This is a genomic window from Mycobacterium sp. Dal123C01, assembly GCF_052566995.1.
The window spans coordinates 357480-377310 of record NZ_CP199580.1; the positions used below are offsets into that span (position 1 = coordinate 357480).

Below are 19831 nucleotides of genomic sequence, written 5' to 3' on the forward strand. Positions count from 1 at the left end.
CCCCGAGACCCATGGTCCCGGGGGTTTCGCGCGAGTTGAACTACTTGACGGTGACGGTGGCGCCGGCGGCCTCGAGCTTGCCCTTGGCTTCCTCGGCGGCTTCCTTGGCGACCTTCTCCAGCAGCGGCTTGGGTGCGCCGTCGACCAGGTCCTTGGCCTCTTTCAGGCCCAGGCCGGAGACGATCTCGCGGACCACCTTGATGACGCCGATCTTCTTGTCACCGGCGGCCTCGAGGATGACGTCGAACTCCGACTGCTCCTCGGCGGCCTCGGCGGGCGCGCCAGCGGCGGGGCCGGCCGCGGCGACCGCGACGGGGGCGGCGGCGGTGACCTCGAAGGTCTCCTCGAACTTCTTCACGAAGTCGGAGAGCTCGAGCAGGGTCAGCTCCTTGAATGCGTCAAGCAGGTCATCGGTGGAAATCTTTGCCATGGTGTGGGTCCTTCCTAGTTTTCTCAGGTTTGCGGGTTGGTTTTATTCGGCTTCGGGCGTGGTCTCGGCGGGTGTTTCCGAAGCTGGTTCTGCGGCTGCCTCTGGGGCAGCTTCTGCTGCTACCTCGGGGGCAGTTTCTGCTGCTACCTCGGGGGCAGTTTCTGCGGCTGCCTCGGGGGCAGCTTCTGCGGCGGGCTCCGTCGCAGCAGCCGGTGCGGGCTCTTCGGCGGTCCGCTTCTCCAGGAGCGCGGCCGCGAGCCGGGCCACCTGCGAGGCGGGCGCATTGAACAGACCGGCGGCTTTCGAGAGGTTCGCCTTCATCGCCCCGGCCAGCTTGGCCAGCAACACCTCGCGGGACTCCAGGTCGGCGATCCGCTCGACCTCGGCCACCGTCAATGCGTGGCCATCCATGTAGCCACCCTTGAGGACCAGCGCCTTGTTCTCCTTGGCGAAGGTCTTGATGGCCTTGGCGGCGTCGACCGGCTCGCCGCTGACGAACGCGATGGCCGTCGGGCCCACGAACAGCTCGTCGAGACCTTCGACCCCCGCTTCCGAAGCCGCCCGCTTGATCAGCGTGTTCTTGGCCACGGTGTAGGTGGCTGAACCCGCCAACGACCGGCGCAGCTCGGCCAGGGCGGCGACCGTCAGACCCCGGTAGTCGGTGATCAGGGTCGCGGTCGAGGCACTGAACTGCTCGGCGATGTCCGCAACGGCGGTGGCCTTGTCGGCTCTGGCCATGCATACCTCCTCGGTGAAAAGTCACGGTTCGACGTATCGTCTGTGATCACCCGAGGAACGACGAACGCCCCGGCGCAGGAAGCGGCACGGGGCGTTGGGATCCACCGGCAGCGAGCGCCGGTGGTAATGCCTCGTCCTCCTGCGTGGGCCGCCCGGATGTTCCCGGACCTTCGACCGATTGCTCGGCGACCGACGGTCTTTGGTGGATCGGCACCAAGGATAGCGTGACAACGCGCGGTCAGCCAAAACGGCGGATCTCAGATGACGGCGAGCCTGGCCGCCCCAACCAGCCCCGCATTGCCGCCCAGCTCGGCGGGCACCACACGCAGGCCGGCCAGAAAATCCAGCCCCGCATAGCCGGCCAGCGCCGCGCGCAGCGGGTCGAAGAGCACGTGCCCGGATTTGGCCACGCCGCCCCCGACGATGACGAGGTCCAGGTCGCACACCGCCGCCACCGACGCGATCATCATCGCGAGCCCGGTGGCGCCCCTGCCGAAGGCCCGCAGCGCGACCTCGTCGCCGGCCGTCGCCGCGTCAGCCAGCTCGCGCGCGCCGGCGCCCGGCGGTGCGGACCAACCGTTGGCCCGCGCCCAGTGCACCAGCCATGGCCCGGCGGCGACCGTCTCGACACAGCCGCGGCCCCCGCATGTGCACGGCTCGCCGTCCCGCTCGACCACCACGTGACCGACGTGCCCGGCATTGCCGGTGCGCCCGGCATACGGCGCGCCGTCGAGCACCAATCCGCCGCCGACACCGGTGGATACCACCATGGCCAACAGGAAACGCGCACCCCGTCCCGCGCCGCGCCAATGCTCGCCCAGGGCCATACACACCCCGTCGCCGCCCAGCCGCACCGGCACACCGGGCACCGCAGCCGTGACCCGGTCCCGCAGCGGGAACCCTTGCCAGCAATCGATATTGATCGGGCTGACGGTTCCGCTGTGCAGGTCGATGGGGCCGGCCGAAGCGATACCCACCCCGCGGACGGCACCGTCGGCTGCCCCCAACGCCTCGGCGATCATCGCGGCGACCACGGCCCACACCTGTTCGGCCGAACCGTCCGCGGGGGTGGGACGGGTGGCGGTGTACACCAGCGCCCCTTCGGAATCCGCAAGGCCCGCAGCAATTTTCGTGCCACCGATGTCCAGGCAGAGAGTAAGCATGGCCGATCAGTGCCGGTGTGTGTTGTCGGGCTGGCGGGGGTCGCCGGGATGCTCGTAGCCGGCAGCGAGCTGGACCAGCGCGGCGCGTCGCGCGTCCAGCCATACCCGGAAGGCGCGACGCTGCGCGGCGCCGCGCAGATGTTCGGCGATCGCGGAGCGCACCTGTTCCAGCGGCGGCCCGACCCGTGACGGCGAGCGCCAGCCGTGCGGGTCGGGGCGCGACGCGGCGAACCGCAGCGGATTGCGGGCGTGGTAGTCGGCCACCTCGTCGTCGCTGACCCGGACCGCGCCGGTCACCGCGGCGAACAGCGCCCGCGCCCGCGGGTCCGCCAGCGCCGCCGCGGCCACGCTGCCGATCTCCAGCCGGGCCGTCACGTCGGGCAGCAGCGCGGCCTCGCTCGGCGCATCGCACACGGTCAACCCGCGCGCGGCCGACTCGGCGGCCACCACGCGTTCGGTCACGAGAAGTTGCGTGAGCCAGCGCCGCAGTTGGCGGCCCTCGCTGGTGCCGCTGGCCGGCAGCGCGGCCGCGCGGGGGCCGTTGCGCAATCGCGCCTCGGCCGCGTCGAGCTCATCGACCGCGACAGGCGTGCCGGCAACGGTGGCAATCAGGTGGACGCTCATGTGACGGTCACCGTCACCGCCGGTGAGTAGATCAGCCGTCCGGCGCAGCCGACTCGGACCAGCGCCCACCACTGGCCGGGCTCCAGCCATGCCGGCGGCCTGACGTCGAAGCCGAGCTCGACGCTGCCACGGGCTGGCAGGACCGCGCCGAGCGCGGCCGGGCCGATCCACTCCCAGGTGCCCCAGGGACTGATCAGATGTGCCTCCAGCGCCAAGTCCGCCCGGGCATGGCTGCCGATCGTCACCGCCAGCCGGGCCGTCTCGCCGGCACGCAGCGCGATCTCGGCGGGTCCGTCGACGAGGTAGAGCAGTTCCGTCTCCCGGACCGCACCGACTTCGACGACGCACACATCCTCGACGGTCTGTCGCCAGGCGACCGGGACGTTATCCCCGGTGATGCGCAGCTGCGCCCGGACCGGGTACAGGCCGGGCTCGGTAGCGGCCGGAATCGCCAGCATCACGTCGGCCTCCCGGTGTTCGCCGCTGCCCAGGGTGAACGGTAACTCGGCCGGTGTCGCCGACCAGCCGTCCGGACACGCCACCACGACCGCGCCGTTCAAGTCCGCATCGCTGCAGTCACTTGCCGCGGTGAGCCGCAACGCCACCTTGCGGCCCGGCTCGGCGGTCACCTGTTGCGGGTGCAGATGCGCGACGGCCGGCAGCCCGCCCAGTGGCGCGGGCCCACGGTTATGCAGCCAATAGCGCGCGTAGAGCGGCTGAGCGATCTCGGCTTCCGGGGCCAGCGGGGTGGCGTCGTCGAATGCCTTGGGGACCTCGAGCCGGGCCAGCACCGTGGCGACCTGGTACCCGTGCAGATCGACCGAACGCTTGCGCGCCTGTTCCTTCTCCTCCAGAAGGTCGGCGAGCCGAATCGTGCCCAGCTTGCCCAGTGTCGTGCCGATCGAGACGCGGGCGCGGGCGCCGGTCGTTTCGACCAGCCGCAAGGCCACCGAAGCGGGGTCGACCGGCTCGGCACGACCGGCCGTCAGCGGGTTGCCGGCCGCCTTGAATGCCCCGACGTGGACGGTGTCAGCGGGTTCGACGTGCAGCAGCGATCCGGCGGACGCCAGCTTGCCTCGTCGCTGGCCCGGGAAGACGGCGCGCAGCGGATGGGAGAACTGCGCGCTGCGGCTGGGAATCTGGGCGCGGCGCCAATCGCCGTCGCCGCATGCCAGCGCGTAGTCGAAATGGTGTGTCCAGTGCTGGAGTTGGAAGTTCGAGCCGTCGGGCGCGGTGCGGCGTGGTTCGTCGATCCAGGTCCCGGAGGGCCAGCCGGTGCAGGATCGCAACAGCGCGGAGTGCAGCGTCCCGTCGGTGTCGACGGCGAAGCTCGGCACGCCGCGGTTGAACAACGCGACGGTGCGGGATTCGAAGTGCTCCATACCGGATGCGGCCTGCTGGGCGATGACGATTTCAGCGTCGTCGAGATCGACCGCCACCGAAGCGATCTCGGCGTCGAGGCTTTTCTCGTCGACTCCGTCGATCACCAGCACCGGCAGGGCGCACACCGCACTCAGGTCGGCGCCGGGCACCCAGACCGCCGCCAACCGCGTCGCCGCGGGCACCCACACCCTGGCCCGGCCCGTCTTGGCCAGCTGGCGGCCGAGTTCTTTCGCGTAGATCGGATCGGCCTCGGCCAGAACAGCTTTGGTGAAGACATTGCGGGCTGGCCCGCCGAGCGCGATGCGGACATCGGGCAGGTTCGAGTCGACGTGGAGGTTGCCGTAGCGGGGTTTACCGGCGCCGCTGCAGGTGGCCGTGACGCCGGCGCGAACCAGCGCGACCATCAGCTCACGCGCCAGCGATCCGGACGACGCTTCCGACGGCGACACCACCTCTGCCACGGATACCGCGCGAATATCGTTGTCTCCCAACTTGACCCGTACCGCTGAGGACAGACCGAACCAGCCGTAGGCCGGATTGTCCAGCGTCCACGGCTGGTGCTCGGTATCCACGGAGCGAGCGCCGTCGTGCAGCAACGCGAACCCGCGGCCGACGACGGCGTCGCCCACCTCGCTGACCGGCATCGCGCCCGGCACCGGACACGGCCAGCGCAGCCGCAGCAAGCGGTCCTCGCCGCTGAACTCGTCGATGGTGGTGCGGCAATCCACCCGCGCCACGCCGTTCCACAGCGTCAGAGTCTGGGTGTAGCGCAGCAATTCGCCGATCCGGCCGCGTACGACCAGCCGCTGACCGAGCGGTCCCGCATAGGCCCGCACCTGCGCCGGCGATTCCGACGAGCACACCACCGGCCCCTTCGGCAGCAGATGCCAAGGGCCCTCCCCTCCCGTCGGGTGCGCCGGGTATTCCTCGTAGACGGCAAGCTCGTTGCCCACTCGCCCGTCGGCGATCAGCTCGTGGTCAGCACGGACGAGAGACTCCACCGCCCCGCCACGCGTGGGGTCGACAGCAAGCCGGTAGTGTTCGTTGCGGATCTTGTTGCCGCGGAGCGGTTCCCAGCCGGTCGCCAGCTCCGCGGGAACCAGCCGGTAGGCCCGCCAGCCCAGCGACGGGACGTCGCGGGCCAGCCAGGTGACCGACCCCCCATCGTGCTCGACCAGCGCCGGCAACTCGGCACCGTCGACGTCAAGCACCCGCACGCCCGCGGCCAGCGGCGGGTCAACCCGGGCGGTGACGATGTCGGTGCGCTGGTGTGTCAACGGGTTCCACACCGCTACGGCGTCCCGGGGATCGCCTGAAACGTCTACGGCGCCGGACAGCAGCGCCAGGGAATTGTCGCGGGCCGCCCGACCCAGCTCCCACGCGTCGCGCCAGCCGGTCAGCAGATCGAGGTAGACCTGATCGGATTCCGAGCCGGTGATCGCGTCGTGGTGCGCGCCGTAAGCCAGCTGCACCCACGCCTTGGCCAGGGCGGCATGCGGGTAGTCGGTTCCGGACATCAGCGCGGCGAACGCCGCGTAACGCTCGGCATCCAACACGGCGTTCTCGGCGGCCCGGTTGGCCTGCTTGGTGTCGATATAGGAGACGTCCTTGCCGGTATAGATCGGGTTCATGTCGCGGGTTTGCGGCGACGGCACAGACCCCCGCTCATCCAGCTCGGCGCGCACCGCGGCGAAGAACTCCTGCGGCAGCGCGCACACGAATCGCGGCCAGGTGTAGCGCGCGGCCCAGTCGCGGTGGATTTCGGTGACCCACTTGTTCGGCGGGGTGTAGTCGGTGCCGACCGGCAGCAGCACGTTGCGAGTCAGCGCGACGCTCTTGAGCTCGTCGAACAACTCACCGGTGGCATCCTCGGCTTCACGCAGCGACGCCGAGGAGTCCATCCACCAGCCCGCCGAGTAGTGCGCCGGCATGTAGTGGGTGAGCAGGCCACGCCCGGATGGCGAGATCCATTCGAACTCACTGCAGAACTGCATGCCCTGGACGCCACCGGAGTGCGTCGGGCCCCACTGGTGGTGGGGTCCGCGGGCCCACGAGCTCGACGTCAGCCCGGCGTCGGCGGCCATCCCGGGGAACTGCGGGTCGTGGCCGAACACGTCGAGCTGCCACGCGGTAGCCGGGTGAGCACCCAGCACGTCACGCTGAAACCCAATGCCGTGCACCAGGTTCCGGATGGTCGTCTCCGGGCTGGTGAGGTTGGTGTTGGGTTCGTTGTAGGTGCCGCCCATGATCTCGACGCGCTTGTCGCCGATGAAGCGGCGCAGGTCGGCGCGGTCTTCGGGGTGGGTGTCCCAGTACGGCTTGAGGTAGTCCACCTCGGCCAGCACGAATTTGTAGTCGACGTCGCGGCGGGCCATTTCCAGGTGCGCGTGCACGAGTTCGAAGGCGTTGGTCTGCCGGGCCCGTCCCGGCGGGTCCTCGGTCCACTCGCTGGTGTAGGCCCCCTGCGTGTTCCACCACACCGGGTCGTAATGGAAATGGCTGACCATGAACATCGTCCAGCCGGGCTCGGCCACGGTGAATTCCAACGGCACGCTGGCGCCGCCGGCGTGCACCCGAGCGGCCCGCCGCTGACCGACGACCGGTGCCTCTACCGCCACCGGGATCTCGACCAGCTCGTCGCCGATCTCGGCAAGCGTCTCCCCGCTCAGACCGTCGCCGTCGATGCGGATCGACGTCGGCTCGGCGACGCCGCCGACGGTGACCCGGGCCAGCTGTAGTGGCGTATCCGACGGCCCGACGAACCGTTCGGTCGAGCATGCCGAAACCAGCTGCATCCCCGCACTTTACGGCGTGGTTGTCCAGGCGTCGGAGGTTAAGCAGTTGCGGCCGCAGACAGGTGTCACCGGCAGCTGGAAAGCTGAGCACTATGTCCGACCTGACCACACAACTTGCAGATCAGCTCGACTGGCATTGGCGCGAGCAGCTGCGCCCGCGCCTCGACGCCCTCACCGACGAGGAGTACTTCTGGCAGCCGGTGCCCAACTGCTGGACCGTGTATCCGGACGGGTCGCTGGATTTCGAGTTCCCCGCACCGAGTCCGACGCCGTTCACCACGATCGCCTGGCGCATGGCCCACGTCATCGTCGGCGTGTTCGCCACGCGCAACTACCACCATTTCGGCGGGCCGCCCGCCAGCTACCAAAGTTGGGACTACGCGACCGAGGCCGCCACCGCCCTGCGGCAACTCGACCTGGCTTACGCCACGTGGATCGCCGGGGTGCGGTCGCTTTCGGCGGCCGACCTGACCCGACACTGCGGCCCGTCTGAGGGGCCATATGCCGATTACGCACTCAGCGAGCTGGTCTTGCACATCAATCGAGAAGCGATCCACCATGGCGCCGAAATCGCGGTCCTCCGCGACCTGTACGTACATCGATAAACCGTCAACCAGGAGGATTGGCCATGCCCGCCCTTGCCCCGCCGGTGTCCGACGAGCGCAGCGCCCTGCGCGAGTTCCTGGCGTTCCACCAGAGCGCCTACTTCGCTGTGGCCCATGGCCTCACCGACGAACAGGCCCGCTCGACGCCGTCGGCGAGTGCGCTATCGGTCGGCGGGCTGGTCAAGCACGTCACCCGGATGCAACACAGCTGGATGGCGCGGGTCGCCGCCGCGCCGGACGCGCCGCCAAAGGATCCCCGGCCGGCCGACGTGATCGCCAAGGAGTTCTCCGACCAGCACGTGATGCGGCCCGACGAGACGCTGGACGGGCTGCTGCGGGCCTTCGGGGAGCAGAACGCGACGTCGCTGCGGCTGGTCCAGACCGCGGACCTCGACGCGGCGGTGCCGGTTCCGCGGGACGCTCCGTGGTTCCCCAAGGACCTGGAGGCCTGGTCGGTGCGATGGGTGATCCTGCACGTCATCAACGAGTTGGCGCGCCACGCCGGGCACGCCGACATCGTCCGGGAAACCCTCGACGGAGCAACGATGTACGACCTGATCGCCGGGCTGGAGGGCTGGGAGATCGCGGGCTGGGTGACGCCTTGGAACAAGGCCCCAACAGGTGGCGCGCGCAGCTAAAACGCCTGCTCATCGAAGAGCGAATTGGGACTTGACACCTCTGGTTTGGCAGACTGCTGAGATGAGTTCTACCAAACACCGAGAGGCAGCCAAGCTTGACCGGGTGCCGTTGCCGGTCGAAGCGGCTCGGGTCGTAGCTACTGGTTGGCAGGTCACCCGGTCCGCCGCTCGCGTCGTCACCAAGCTGCCGGGCAAGGGCCCGTGGCAGCAAAAAGTGATCAAGCAGCTCCCCCAGGCCTTCGCCGACCTGGGTCCGACGTACGTGAAATTCGGGCAGATCATCGCGTCCAGCCCGGGCGCATTCGGCGAATCGCTGTCCCGCGAATTCCGTGGCCTGCTCGACCGGGTGCCGCCGGCCGACTCCGGCCAGGTGCACAAGCTGTTCGTCGACGAGCTCGGAGGTGACCCGTCCGAACTGTTCGCCAAGTGGGACGAAACGCCGTTCGCGTCGGCCTCCATCGCCCAGGTGCACTACGCCACGCTGCACAGCGGCGAGGAGGTCGTGGTCAAGATTCAGCGCCCGGGCATCCGCCGCCGGGTTGCCGCCGACCTGCAGATCCTGAAGCGCTTCGCCCAGGCCGTCGAACTGGCCAAGCTGGGCCGCCGGCTCTCGGCACAAGACGTGGTCGCGGACTTCTCCGCCAACCTGGCCGAGGAGCTGAATTTCCGCCTCGAGGCGCAGTCGATGGAGGCATGGGTCTCGCACCTGCATGTGTCGCCGCTGGGCAAGAACATCCGGGTGCCGGATGTGTACTGGGAATTCACCAGCGACCGGGTGCTGACGATGGAGCGGGTGCAGGGCGTCCGCATCGACGACGTCGCCGCCATCCGCAAGGCCGGGTTCGACGGCACGGAGCTGGTGAAGGCCCTGCTGTTCTCGCTTTTCGAAGGCGGGCTGCGGCACGGGCTGTTCCACGGCGACCTGCACGCGGGCAACCTGTACGTCGACGAGCAGGGCCGCATCGTGTTCTTCGACTTCGGAATCATGGGCCGCATCGACCCGCGCACCCGGTGGCTGCTGCGGGAATTGGTGCACGCGCTGCTGGTCAAGAAGGACCACGCCGCGGCCGGCAAGATCGTCGTGCTGATGGGCGCGGTCGGCACCATGAAGCCGGAGGCCGAGGCCGCCAAGGACCTGGAGAAATTCGCCACCCCGCTGACCGTGACATCGCTGGGCGACATGTCCTATGCCGACATCGGGCGCCAATTGTCGACGCTGGCCGACGCCTACGACGTCAAACTGCCGCGCGAGTTGGTATTGATCGGCAAGCAGTTCCTCTACGTCGAGCGGTACATGAAGCTGCTCGCACCCAAATGGCAGATGATGTCCGACCCGCAGCTGACGGGTTACTTCGCCAACTTCATGGTCGAGGTCAGCCGCGAGCATCAGTCTGACGTGGAGGTCTAGTGGAGATCCGCACCGGCTATGCCAGTTCCGGGGCCGCTTCGAGATCTTCAGAGGGCGACCTGAAGATCTATTACGAGGACATGGGCGATATCGACGACCCGCCCGTGCTGCTGATCATGGGCCTCGGCGCCCAGCTGCTGCTGTGGCGGACCGAGTTCTGCGAGCGGCTGGTCGACCACGGCCTGCGCGTGATCCGTTACGACAACCGGGATATCGGCTTGTCCAGCAAGATCGAGCGTCGCAGCGTGGGTCAGCCACTGGTCACCCGTTTGGCCCGCTCCTGGGTGGGTCTGCGGAGCAAGGCGGCGTACACGCTCGAGGACATGGCTGACGACGGCGCGGCCGTGCTGGACCATTTGGGCATCAGCCAGGCCCATATCGTCGGGGCATCGATGGGCGGGATGATCGCCCAGGTCTTCGCCGCACAATTCGCGCAGCGGACGCGGACCCTTGGAATCATCTTCTCCAGCAACAACTCAGCGTTCCTGCCACCGCCGGCGCCGCGCGCGCTGCTGGCACTGCTCAAAGGGCCGCCGCCGGATTCACCCCGCGAGGTGATCCTCGACAACGCGGTCCGGGTGAGCAGGATCATCGGCAGTCCGGGCTACCGCATTCCCGACGAGCAGGTTCGCGCGGAGGCTGCCGAGGGATACGACCGCAACTACCACCCGCAAGGCATCGCCCGCCAGTTCAGCGCGATTCTGGCCAGCGGCAGCCTGGTGCACCACAACCGTCGCGTCGTGGCTCCGACTGTTGTCATCCACGGTCGCGCTGACAAGCTCATGCGGCCCCTCGGCGGCCGTGCGGTTGCCCGCGAAATTAACGGTGCCCGATTGGTGTTATTTGACGGAATGGGTCATGATCTGCCACAACAGCTGTGGGATCCTGTGATCGGCGTATTGACGGGCAACTTCGCCGAGGCCAACTGAATCCGGAGTCCAGCAGAAGGCTCCGAGTTTCAGATTGCCCGCAATTTCGCGCCGCGTCTCACAGCGCTGTACCGTTATCGCGGAAGGATTGGTGATGGTGGCGAAACTGAAGCCGTATTACGAAGAGTCGCAGGCTACTTACGACATTTCGGACGACTTCTTTGCGTTGTTCCTGGACCCCAACATGGTCTACACCTGCGCCTACTTCGAGCGCGACGACATGACCCTCGAAGAGGCTCAGCTCGCCAAGTTAGATCTGGCGCTGGACAAGCTGAACCTCGAGCCCGGAATGACGGTGCTCGACGTCGGATGCGGCTGGGGTGGAGCCGTAGTCCGGGCGGTTGAGAAGTACGACGTCAACGTCGTCGGTATTACGTTGAGCCGAAATCACTACGAGCGCAGCAAAGCCAGGCTGGCGGCGATCCCGACGAAGCGGCGCGCCGAGGCCCGGCTGCAGGGCTGGGAAGAGTTCGACGAGAAGGTCGACCGAATCGTCAGCTTCGAGGCCTTCGACGCGTTCAAAAAGGAGCGTTGGCCGCTGTTCTTCGAACGCTCTTACGAGATCCTCCCCGATGGCGGGCGGATGCTGTTGCACAGCATTTTCACCTATCCGCAGACGTACTGGCGGGAACACGGCATCTCGGTGACGATGAGTGATCTGAAGTTCGTCCACTTCCTCGGTAAGGAAATCTTTCCCGGCGGGGGAATGCCGGCACCATCCGACATCATCGACAATTCGCAGGCGGCAGGGTTCTCCCTCAAGGAGGTCCAAAACCTGCGGCCGCATTACGTGCGGACGCTGAACATGTGGGCGGCCAACCTGGAAGCCAACCGCGAACAGGCCATCGCCATCCAGTCCGAAGTGGTTTACGACCGTTTCATGCGCTATCTGACCGGCTGCGCAAACCTGTTCGGCAAAGGCATCTCCGACGTCGCCCAGTACACCCTCACCAAGTAACCCGCTCCCCTGCTCCCACTTCGGGCAACCGCCGCGTTCAACCGACGAGTTTCGCGATTCGTCAACAGGGTGGAGCAGAAGTAGTTACCATGCTCACACGGGGCTAAGGGAAGATTTCATCGCATTTCGCCAGGGGGAGGGCGGCTGCCATGGCCGAAAAGTTGACGCCACATTTCGCCGATGTTCAGGCGCACTACGACCTGTCCGACGACTTCTTTCGGCTGTTTCTGGATCCCACCCAGACCTACAGTTGCGCGTACTTCGAGCGCGACGACATGACGCTGGAAGAAGCACAGCTCGCCAAGATCGACCTGGCCCTGGGCAAACTCCGGCTGCAGCCCGGGATGACCCTGCTCGACGTCGGCTGCGGCTGGGGTGCCACCATGCGGCGCGCGGTCGAGAAATACGACGTGAACGTCGTCGGCCTGACCTTGTCGAAGAACCAGGCCGCCCACGTACAGAAGTCATTCGACGCGATGGACAACCCGCGCAGCAAGCAAGTTCTGCTGGCCGGCTGGGAAGAGTTCAGCGAGCCCGTCGACCGGATCGTGTCGATCGGCGCATTCGAGCACTTCGGCACGGATCGTTACAGCGACTTCTTCAAAATGGCCTACCACGCGTTGCCCGGTGACGGCGTGATGCTGCTGCACACGATCACCGATTTGACGAAACAGGAAATCGTCGACAAGGGCTTACCCATCTCCATCGACCTGCTCCGCTTCGTCATTTTCATCCAGCGGGAGATCTTCCCGGGCGGACGGCTGCCCAAGATCCCGACCGTCCAGGAGCACGCCGGCGACGCGGGTTTCGCGCTGACCCGCTGCCAGTCGCTGCAGCCGCACTACGCCAAAACCCTCGACCTGTGGGCCGAAGCGCTAGAAGCGCACCAAGACGAGGCCATCGCGATCCAGTCCGAAGAGGTCTACGACCGGTACATGAAATATCTGACCGGCTGCGCCGGGACGTTCCGGGACGGCTATGTCGACGTCAACCAATTCACCTTGGTGAAGTAATTCCGGCAGCTTCAGCTGCCATGTCGAATGGCCAGCGCCGGGCCACGCACGGGGTATGTTAGGTGCGTTTCGTTAGGAAGGCACACCCGTCATGGCTCGCAAGCTGACACCACACTTCGCCGATGTGCAGGCGCACTACGACCTGTCCGACGACTTCTTTCGGCTGTTTCTGGATCCCACCCAGACCTACAGTTGCGCGTACTTCGAGCGCGACGACATGACGCTGGAAGAAGCACAGCTCGCCAAGATCGACCTGGCCCTGGGCAAACTCGGGCTGCAGCCCGGGATGACCCTGCTCGACGTCGGCTGCGGCTGGGGTGCCACTATGCGGCGCGCGGTCGAGAAATACGACGTGAACGTCGTCGGCCTGACCTTGTCGAAGAACCAGGCCGCCCACGTACAGAAGTCATTCGATGCGATGGACAACCCACGGAGCAAGCAAGTCCTGCTGGCCGGCTGGGAGCAGTTCGACGAGCCCGTCGACCGGATCGTGTCGATCGGCGCATTCGAGCACTTCGGCCACGATCGCTACGACGACTTCTTCACGATGGCCCACAGCGTTCTGCCTGCTGACGGCGTGCTGCTGCTGCACACGATCACCGGATTGACGGGCACGCAGTGCATGGAACGTGGCATACCGCTGACGTTCGACATGGCCCGCTTCATCAAGTTCATCGTCACCGAGATCTTCCCGGGCGGCCGGCTGCCGTCCATCGAGAAAGTGGCGGATCACTCGTCCAAGCAGGGTTTCCAGTTGACCCGCCGCCAATCGCTGCAGTTGCACTACGCCCGGACCCTCGATCTGTGGGCCGAAGCGCTGGAGGCACGCGAAGACGAGGCGATCGAGATCCAGTCCGTCGAGGTCTACGAGCGTTACATGAAGTATCTGACCGGCTGCGCCAACGCGTTCCGGGTCGGCTACATCGACGTCAATCAATTCACGCTGGAGAAGTAGCCACCGCATCCGTCACACTAGAGGCGGCGGGTCTGCAATCGAGAAACCCAGTGGCTTGCCACCTCAAATACGCGAGATGAGCCGGGCCCCGTGTAGGGTCGCCCCCGGATGGCCTCCTCGTGAAGGTGCCTGTCCACTCGGGAGGGACTCATGTCAAACAATCCAGCAGCCATTATCCGGACGCGAGCCAACGTCGACGACGTCCAAGCCCACTACGACCTTTCGAACGAGTTTTTCGCGTTGTTCACGGACCCGACTCGTACTTACAGCTGCGCGTACTTCGAGCGCGATGACATGACGCTGGAAGAGGCACAGGTCGCCAAGCTCGACCTGGCGCTGGACAAGTTGGGGCTGGAGCCAGGGATGACCCTGCTCGACGTCGGTTGCGGCTGGGGTTCGGTGATGAAGCGCGCCGTCGAGAAGTACGACGTCAACGTCATCGGGCTGACCCTGTCCAAGAACCAGCACGCTTACTGCCAGCAAGTGCTCGACGGAGTCGACTCAACCCGCTCGCGCCGGGCACTGCTGTCTGATTGGGCGGACTTCAGCGAGCCGGTGGACCGCATCATCACGATCGAAGCGTTGGAACACTTCGGCTTCGAGCGCTATAACGACTTCTTCAAGTTCGCCTACAGCATCCTGCCGGATAACGGCGTGATGCTGCTGCACTCGATCACCGGTTTGACGGGAGGGCAGATCGTCGAGCGCGGTATGCCGGTGTCGTTCGAGATGGCTCGCTTCGTCAAGTTCATCCTCACCGACATCTTCCCGGGCGGCCGGCTGCCGTCGATCGAGAAGGTCGACGATCACGCGACGAAGGCGGGTTTCTCCGTCACCGGTGTCCAGTCGTTGCAGCTGCACTTCGCCAGGACCCTCGACCTGTGGGCCGAAGCTCTGGAGGCGCACAAGGACGAGGCCATCGAGATCCAGTCCGAAGAGGTCTACGAGCGGTACATGAAATACCTGACCGGCTGTGCCAAGTCATTCCGCATCGGCTACATCGACTGCCACCACTTCACGCTGGCCAAGTAGAGTTTTGTGTCGGTCGGGGCGAACGGGCGCACGGCGCCCCAGGCGGCTAAGCGGCACGGCTACATTGGGTAGCGCTGCACATCACTGCAGTCAGCGATGCACAGTGCGTTTCAGGCAGTGAATTTCAGGGGAGAACAAGACGACAATGGCTGAGCAACCAATGAGTCCGACGAAGACGCGGACGCGCTCCGAAGATATCCAGGCGCACTACGACGTCTCCGATGACTTCTTCGCCCTTTTTCAGGATCCGGGCCGGATCTACAGCTGTGCCTACTTCGAGCCGCCCGAGCTCACCCTCGAAGAAGCCCAGATCGCCAAAATCGACCTCAACTTGGACCAGCTGGACCTCAAGCCGGGCATGACGCTGTTGGACATCGGCTGCGGCTGGGGCACCACGATGAAGCGGGCCATCGAGAAATATGACGTCAACGTCATCGGCCTGACACTGTCCAAGAACCAGCACGCCCGCTCCCAGCAAGTGCTGGGTGCACTCGACACCGACCGCTCACATCAGGTGCGACTACACGGCTGGGAGGATTTCTGCGAGCCCGTCGACCGGATCGTGTCGATCGAGGCCTTCGAGCACTTCGGGCATGAGAACTATGACGACTTCTTCAAGCGGTGTTTCGACATCATGCCCGAGGACGGTCGGATGACCGTGCAGAGCAGCGTCAGCTACCACCCGTACGACATGAACGCCCGCGGCAAGAAGCTGACCTTCGAGACGCTGCGTTTTATCAAATTCATCATCACCGAGATCTTCCCGGGCGGTCGCCTGCCGACCACCGACATGATGGTCGAACACGGCGAGAAGGCCGGTTTCACCGTCCCTGACCCTCTTTCGCTGCGCCCGCACTACATCAGGACGCTGCACATCTGGGGCGACACGCTGGAGTCCAACAAGGACCAGGCTATCGAGATCACCTCCGAAGAGGTCTACAACCGGTACATGAAGTACCTGCGCGGCTGCGAGCACTATTTCGATTACGAGATTCTTGACGTCAGCCTGGTGACCTACCTCAAGCCGGGCGCCCTCGCCTGATTTAGCGGCCGGTGTCGGATTAGGGCTGCGTCGTTCGTCGGATAGGTAGAGAGTGGAGCACGAGGCTTCGCTCACTACCGGAGGTGACGAACATGCAGTATTTCGCGCTGTTAATCAGCAAGGAACAAGACCGCACGCCCGAGGAGTGGGCCGCGGGCATGGCCGAATGGGAGCGTTTCCACGCCAAAGCCGGCGCGGCGATCAAAGCCGGTGACGCGCTGGCGCCCGTCGCCGCCGCAGTGGTGATCACCGGCGGCCCGGACGCGCCAATCGTCACCGACGGCCCCTTCGCCGAGGCTGCCGAGGTGGCCTGCGGCTACTACGTGTTCGAAGCGGAAAACCTCGACGAGGCGCTGGCGCTGGCGCGCGAGGTCCCGGTCGCCCAGTTCGGGGCGGTGGAATTGTGGCCGGAGGTCCACTCGATTGAGCCGTCCCGCGAGCTCACCGGCAACGACTGGCTCGCGCTGCTGCTGGAACCGGCCGAATCCGCACACACGCCCGGCACACCGGAATGGGACGCGGTAGCGGCAAAGCACGCAGATCTGCACACTGCCGCGGGCGATCACCTGATCGGCGGCGCCGCATTGCACGACCGGACCACGGCAACGACCGTGCGGGTGCGCGATGGCGAGGCCCTGATCACCGACGGGCCCTATGTGGAGGGCGCCGAAATCGCGACCGGGATCTACCTGCTTGGCGCAGCGGATCGCGACGAGGCCATCAAGTTGGCGTCGATGATCCCCGCTTCGACCGTGCAGCTACGGCAACTGGCTGGAGTCTCGGGACTCTAACCACCCGCAATGACCAACCTGGACGGCGTCTTCCGCCGGGAATGGGGCCCCGCCGTCGCCGCGCTCGCGCGGTGGTCGGGTGACCTCACCGTCGCCGAGGACGCCGTCCAGGAGGCCTGCGCCGAGGCGCTGCGCACCTGGCCCCGCGAGGGTGCGCCCGATAACCCCGGCGGGTGGCTGTTGACGGTCGCCCGTAACCGCGCCCGGGATCGGCTGCGCCGCGAATCCGTCCGTCCCGGAAAGGAATTGGCGGCTGTGAAAAGCTACGTGGACGACATCAGGGCGCGTACCGACCACACCGAACCACATCCGGTTCGCGACGACGAACTGCGGATGATGTTCACCTGTGCGCACCCGGCGCTGGACCGGCAGTCGCAGTTGGCGCTCACGCTGCGATTGGTGTCCGGGTTGACCGTCGCCGAGATCGCCCGTGCACTGCTGCAAACGGACACGGCCATCGGTCAGCGAATCACACGCGCCAAGAACAAGGTTCGCCATGCCAACATCCCGCTGCGAGTGCCGCCGGCGGAGCTGCTGGCCGAGCGGACCTCACACGTGCTGGGTTGCATCTATTCGGTGTTCACCGAGGGGTACTGGTCGACCGCGGGCCCCTCGGCGATTCGCGACGAACTGTGCGACGAAGGCGTTCGGCTGGCCGGCGAGCTGTGCGCGCTGATGCCCGACGAGCGTGAGGCGCACGCCTTGTCCGCCCTGACGCTGCTGCATGATTCGCGGCGAGCAACGCGGGTGGATGACACCGGGATGCTGGTGCCACTCGAAGATCAGGACCGCCGCAAGTGGGACCGCGGCCGCATCGCGCGCGGGCTGGACCGGCTACGGCGGGCCGAGGGTTCGACGGGTCCCTATCTGCCCCAGGCGGTGATCGCCGCGCTGCACGCGACGGCTTCGTCCTGGGAACAGACCGATTGGGTCACCATCTGCACGGCCTACGACCGGCTCGTGGAGTTAACCGGTTCGCCGGTGGCGGGCGCGAACCGCGCACTGGCGGTGGGCCTCCGCGACGGCCCCGACGCCGGCCTGCTCGCGCTGGACGAAGCGGCGCGTGATCCCCGGCTGACCCGCTCGAATCTCGTCGCGACGGTAAGGGCCGATCTGCTGCGGCGCGCAGGAAGGCCCGCGGAAGCTCTCACTTGGTATCGAACGGCGTTGGAGTCCAACGGTTCCGAGCCGGGCCGCGACTTCTTGCGGCGACGCATCGCCGAGTGCGGCGGAGAGGCGGCTTCGACGCTCGGCGTCGACGGAATTACTCCTCGGTGAAGTTGCGCGTGACGGCCGGGTCCACCGGGATGCCCGGGCCGGTGGTCGTCGACACGACGATCTTCTTGAGGTAGCGCCCCTTGGATGACGACGGCTTGAGCCGCAGCACCTCGTCAAGCGCGGCGCCGTAGTTCTCCACGAGGTTCTGCTCGTCGAAGGACGCTTTACCGATGACAAAGTGCAGGTTGGCCTGCTTGTCGATGCGGAAGTTGATCTTGCCGCCCTTGATGTCGGTGACGGCCTTGGCGACGTCGGGGGTCACGGTGCCAGTCTTGGGGTTCGGCATCAGGCCGCGGGGGCCCAGCACACGCGCGATGCGGCCGACCTTGGCCATCTGGTCAGGGGTCGCAATCGCGGCGTCGAATTCCAGCCAGCCGCCCTGGATCTTCTCGATCAGGTCGTCACTGCCCACGATGTCGGCACCGGCGGCCTGCGCTTGCTCGGCCTTGTCGCCGACGGCGAACACCGCGACCCGGGCGGTCTTACCGGTGCCGTGCGGCAGGTTGACCGTGCCGCGGACCATCTGGTCCGCCTTACGCGGGTCGACACCGAGCCGGATCGCGACCTCTACGGTCGAGTCCTGCTTGGTCGACGAGGTCTCCTTGGCAAGCTTGGCCGCCTCGAGCGGGGTGTAGAGGTTGTCGCGGTCCACCTTCTCGGCGGCGGCGCGGTATGCCTTGCTGTTCTTGCTCATTCTTCTATCCAATCTGTGTTGGGTTCGTGGTTAATCGGGCCGCAGCTGGCCCTCCCACGCTTGCTGATCCGTACAGGTACTAGACGACCGTGATGCCCATCGACCGGGCGGTGCCGGCGATGATCTTGGCGGCAGCGTCGATGTCGTTAGCGTTGAGATCGGTCTTCTTGGTCTCGGCGATCTCACGAACCTGAGCCCAGGTGACCTTGGCGACCTTGGTCTTGTGCGGCTCCGCCGAGCCCTTGCTCACGCCGGCGGCCTTGAGTAGCAGCTTGGCGGCGGGCGGCGTCTTGAGCGCGAAGGTGAAGCTGCGGTCTTCGTAGACCGTGATCTCCACCGGGATGACGGTGCCGCGCTGGCTCTCCGTCGCCGCGTTGTAGGCCTTGCAGAACTCCATGATGTTGACGCCGTGCTGGCCGAGCGCGGGACCAACCGGCGGCGCAGGATTAGCCTGTCCCGCCACGATCTGCAGTTTGATCAGCCCGGTGACCTTCTTCTTCGGGGCCATGAGATGTTGACGTTCCTTCCTGGTTTATGCATCCAGCCGTTCCCGCGAACGGGCCGGCCGGCTAGATCTTGGAGACTTGGGTAAAGGTGAGTTCCACCGGTGTTTCGCGGCCGAAGATCGACACCAACACCTTGAGCTTCTGCTGTTCGGCGTTGACCTCGTTGATCGTTGCCGGCAACGTGGCAAACGGTCCGTCCATGACTGTCACGGATTCGCCCACCTCGTAGTCGACCTCGACCACCGGACGTTCCAGACCGCCGACCTCGGCGCTGGCGGCGGTGGCGGCCGCACCCTTGACGGGCTTCTTCGCCGCACCCGGCGGCAGCAGGAACTTCACCACGTCGTCGAGCCGCAGCGCCGACGGACGAGACGTTGCGCCGACAAATCCCGTCACACCGGGGGTATTGCGGACCGCGGCCCACGAGTCGTCGGTCAAGTCCATGCGCACCAGGATGTAGCCCGGGAGCACCTTGCGATTGACCTGCTTGCGCTGGCCGTTCTTGATCTCGGTGACCTCTTCGGTGGGTACCTCCACCTGGAAGATGTAGTCGCCGACGTCCAAGTTCTGCACACGGGTTTCGAGGTTGGCTTTCACCTTGTTCTCGTATCCCGCATAGGAGTGGATCACGTACCAGTCGCCGGGCTTGCTGCGCAGGTCCGCCTTGAGCGCGGCGGCAGGGTCGTCCTCGTCGGCCGGCTCCGCCGGGGCGGGGGCCTCCGGGGTCTCCGAAGCCTCCGGGGTCTCCGCGGCCGCTGGGGTCTCAGAGGCCGCTAGGGTCTCCTCGGCGACCTCGTCTACGTCGACCGCTTCACCCGCGGACGTGTCACCGTCGAAGGTAGTCACGGT

General features: G+C 66.4%; 18 protein-coding genes and 1 pseudogene. 11 read left to right on the forward strand and 8 right to left on the reverse strand.

The window, feature by feature from the left end:
- Positions 1-40: 40 nt before the first annotated feature.
- The 5 genes and pseudogenes from rplL to ACTXG5_RS01710 all read right to left on the reverse strand — a co-directional run bounded on the left by rplL (position 41) and on the right by ACTXG5_RS01710 (position 7133).
- On the reverse strand, positions 41-430 hold the full coding sequence (gene rplL / locus ACTXG5_RS01690; RefSeq protein ID WP_445162052.1) for a 50S ribosomal protein L7/L12: 390 nt from the start codon (positions 428-430) through the stop codon (positions 41-43).
- Positions 431-637: 207 nt separating this feature from the next.
- Positions 638-1168: pseudogene (gene rplJ, locus ACTXG5_RS01695) on the reverse strand (50S ribosomal protein L10); the annotation flags it as partial.
- A gap of 257 nt (positions 1169-1425) precedes the next feature.
- Positions 1426-2331 (reverse strand): ROK family protein, encoded by a 906-nt coding sequence (locus tag ACTXG5_RS01700; RefSeq protein ID WP_445162053.1) that lies wholly within the window; start codon positions 2329-2331, stop codon positions 1426-1428.
- Between the two features lie 6 nt (positions 2332-2337).
- Positions 2338-2955 (reverse strand): DUF7158 domain-containing protein, encoded by a 618-nt coding sequence (locus ACTXG5_RS01705; protein ID WP_445162054.1) that lies wholly within the window; start codon positions 2953-2955, stop codon positions 2338-2340.
- Positions 2952-7133 carry an NEW3 domain-containing protein gene (locus tag ACTXG5_RS01710; protein WP_445162055.1) on the reverse strand — a complete coding sequence of 1394 codons (4182 nt, stop codon included), beginning with the start codon at positions 7131-7133 and terminating at the stop codon, positions 2952-2954. The genes ACTXG5_RS01705 and ACTXG5_RS01710 overlap by 4 nt, the downstream gene beginning before the upstream one ends.
- 92 nt (positions 7134-7225) lie before the next feature.
- On the opposite strand from ACTXG5_RS01710, the gene ACTXG5_RS01715 reads away from it, so the two are divergent.
- The 11 genes from ACTXG5_RS01715 (at position 7226) to ACTXG5_RS01765 (ending at position 17782) form a co-directional block, all read left to right on the forward strand.
- On the forward strand, positions 7226-7738 hold the full coding sequence (locus tag ACTXG5_RS01715) for a DinB family protein (protein WP_445162056.1): 513 nt from the start codon (positions 7226-7228) through the stop codon (positions 7736-7738).
- A gap of 44 nt (positions 7739-7782) precedes the next feature.
- The gene (locus ACTXG5_RS01720) at positions 7783-8376 is read left to right on the forward strand and encodes a DinB family protein (protein WP_445164226.1); all 594 of its coding nucleotides are present in this window, start codon (positions 7783-7785) and stop codon (positions 8374-8376) included.
- A 61-nt stretch (positions 8377-8437) separates the two neighbouring features.
- Positions 8438-9784, forward strand: coding sequence for an ABC1 kinase family protein (locus tag ACTXG5_RS01725; protein WP_445162057.1), 1347 nt, complete (start codon positions 8438-8440; stop codon positions 9782-9784).
- A complete protein-coding gene (locus ACTXG5_RS01730; RefSeq protein ID WP_445162058.1) occupies positions 9784-10713 on the forward strand; it encodes an alpha/beta hydrolase in 930 nt (309 codons plus the stop codon). Before ACTXG5_RS01725 ends, ACTXG5_RS01730 begins: the two co-directional genes overlap by 1 nt.
- Positions 10714-10810: 97 nt before the next feature.
- Positions 10811-11671: a cyclopropane mycolic acid synthase family methyltransferase gene (locus ACTXG5_RS01735; protein WP_445164227.1), complete on the forward strand. Its 861-nt coding sequence runs from the start codon at positions 10811-10813 to the stop codon at positions 11669-11671.
- A gap of 149 nt (positions 11672-11820) precedes the next feature.
- On the forward strand, positions 11821-12684 hold the full coding sequence (locus tag ACTXG5_RS01740; protein ID WP_445162059.1) for a cyclopropane mycolic acid synthase family methyltransferase: 864 nt from the start codon (positions 11821-11823) through the stop codon (positions 12682-12684).
- 91 nt (positions 12685-12775) lie between these two features.
- Complete coding sequence (gene mmaA2 / locus ACTXG5_RS01745) at positions 12776-13639, forward strand: cyclopropane mycolic acid synthase MmaA2 (protein ID WP_445162060.1); 864 nt, start codon at positions 12776-12778, stop codon at positions 13637-13639.
- Positions 13640-13789: 150 nt separating this feature from the next.
- On the forward strand, positions 13790-14671 hold the full coding sequence (locus ACTXG5_RS01750; RefSeq protein ID WP_445162061.1) for a cyclopropane mycolic acid synthase family methyltransferase: 882 nt from the start codon (positions 13790-13792) through the stop codon (positions 14669-14671).
- 145 nt (positions 14672-14816) lie between these two features.
- Positions 14817-15713, forward strand: a complete 897-nt coding sequence (gene mmaA4, locus ACTXG5_RS01755; protein ID WP_445162062.1) for a hydroxymycolate synthase MmaA4 — start codon at positions 14817-14819, stop codon at positions 15711-15713.
- Positions 15714-15805: 92 nt separating this feature from the next.
- Positions 15806-16504, forward strand: coding sequence for a YciI family protein (locus tag ACTXG5_RS01760; RefSeq protein ID WP_445162063.1), 699 nt, complete (start codon positions 15806-15808; stop codon positions 16502-16504).
- Between the two features lie 9 nt (positions 16505-16513).
- Positions 16514-17782 (forward strand): RNA polymerase sigma factor, encoded by a 1269-nt coding sequence (locus tag ACTXG5_RS01765; protein ID WP_445162064.1) that lies wholly within the window; start codon positions 16514-16516, stop codon positions 17780-17782.
- On the opposite strand, the gene rplA is transcribed toward ACTXG5_RS01765, so the two are convergent.
- The 3 genes from rplA to nusG all read right to left on the reverse strand — a co-directional run bounded on the left by rplA (position 17769) and on the right by nusG (position 19828).
- The gene (gene rplA / locus ACTXG5_RS01770) at positions 17769-18476 is read right to left on the reverse strand and encodes a 50S ribosomal protein L1 (RefSeq protein ID WP_445162065.1); all 708 of its coding nucleotides are present in this window, start codon (positions 18474-18476) and stop codon (positions 17769-17771) included. The genes ACTXG5_RS01765 and rplA overlap by 14 nt on opposite strands.
- Before the next feature lie 79 nt (positions 18477-18555).
- Positions 18556-18984 (reverse strand): 50S ribosomal protein L11, encoded by a 429-nt coding sequence (gene rplK, locus ACTXG5_RS01775; RefSeq protein ID WP_445162066.1) that lies wholly within the window; start codon positions 18982-18984, stop codon positions 18556-18558.
- 61 nt (positions 18985-19045) lie between these two features.
- Positions 19046-19828 carry a transcription termination/antitermination protein NusG gene (gene nusG, locus ACTXG5_RS01780; protein ID WP_445162067.1) on the reverse strand — a complete coding sequence of 261 codons (783 nt, stop codon included), beginning with the start codon at positions 19826-19828 and terminating at the stop codon, positions 19046-19048.
- Between the last annotated feature and the right edge of the window lie 3 nt (positions 19829-19831).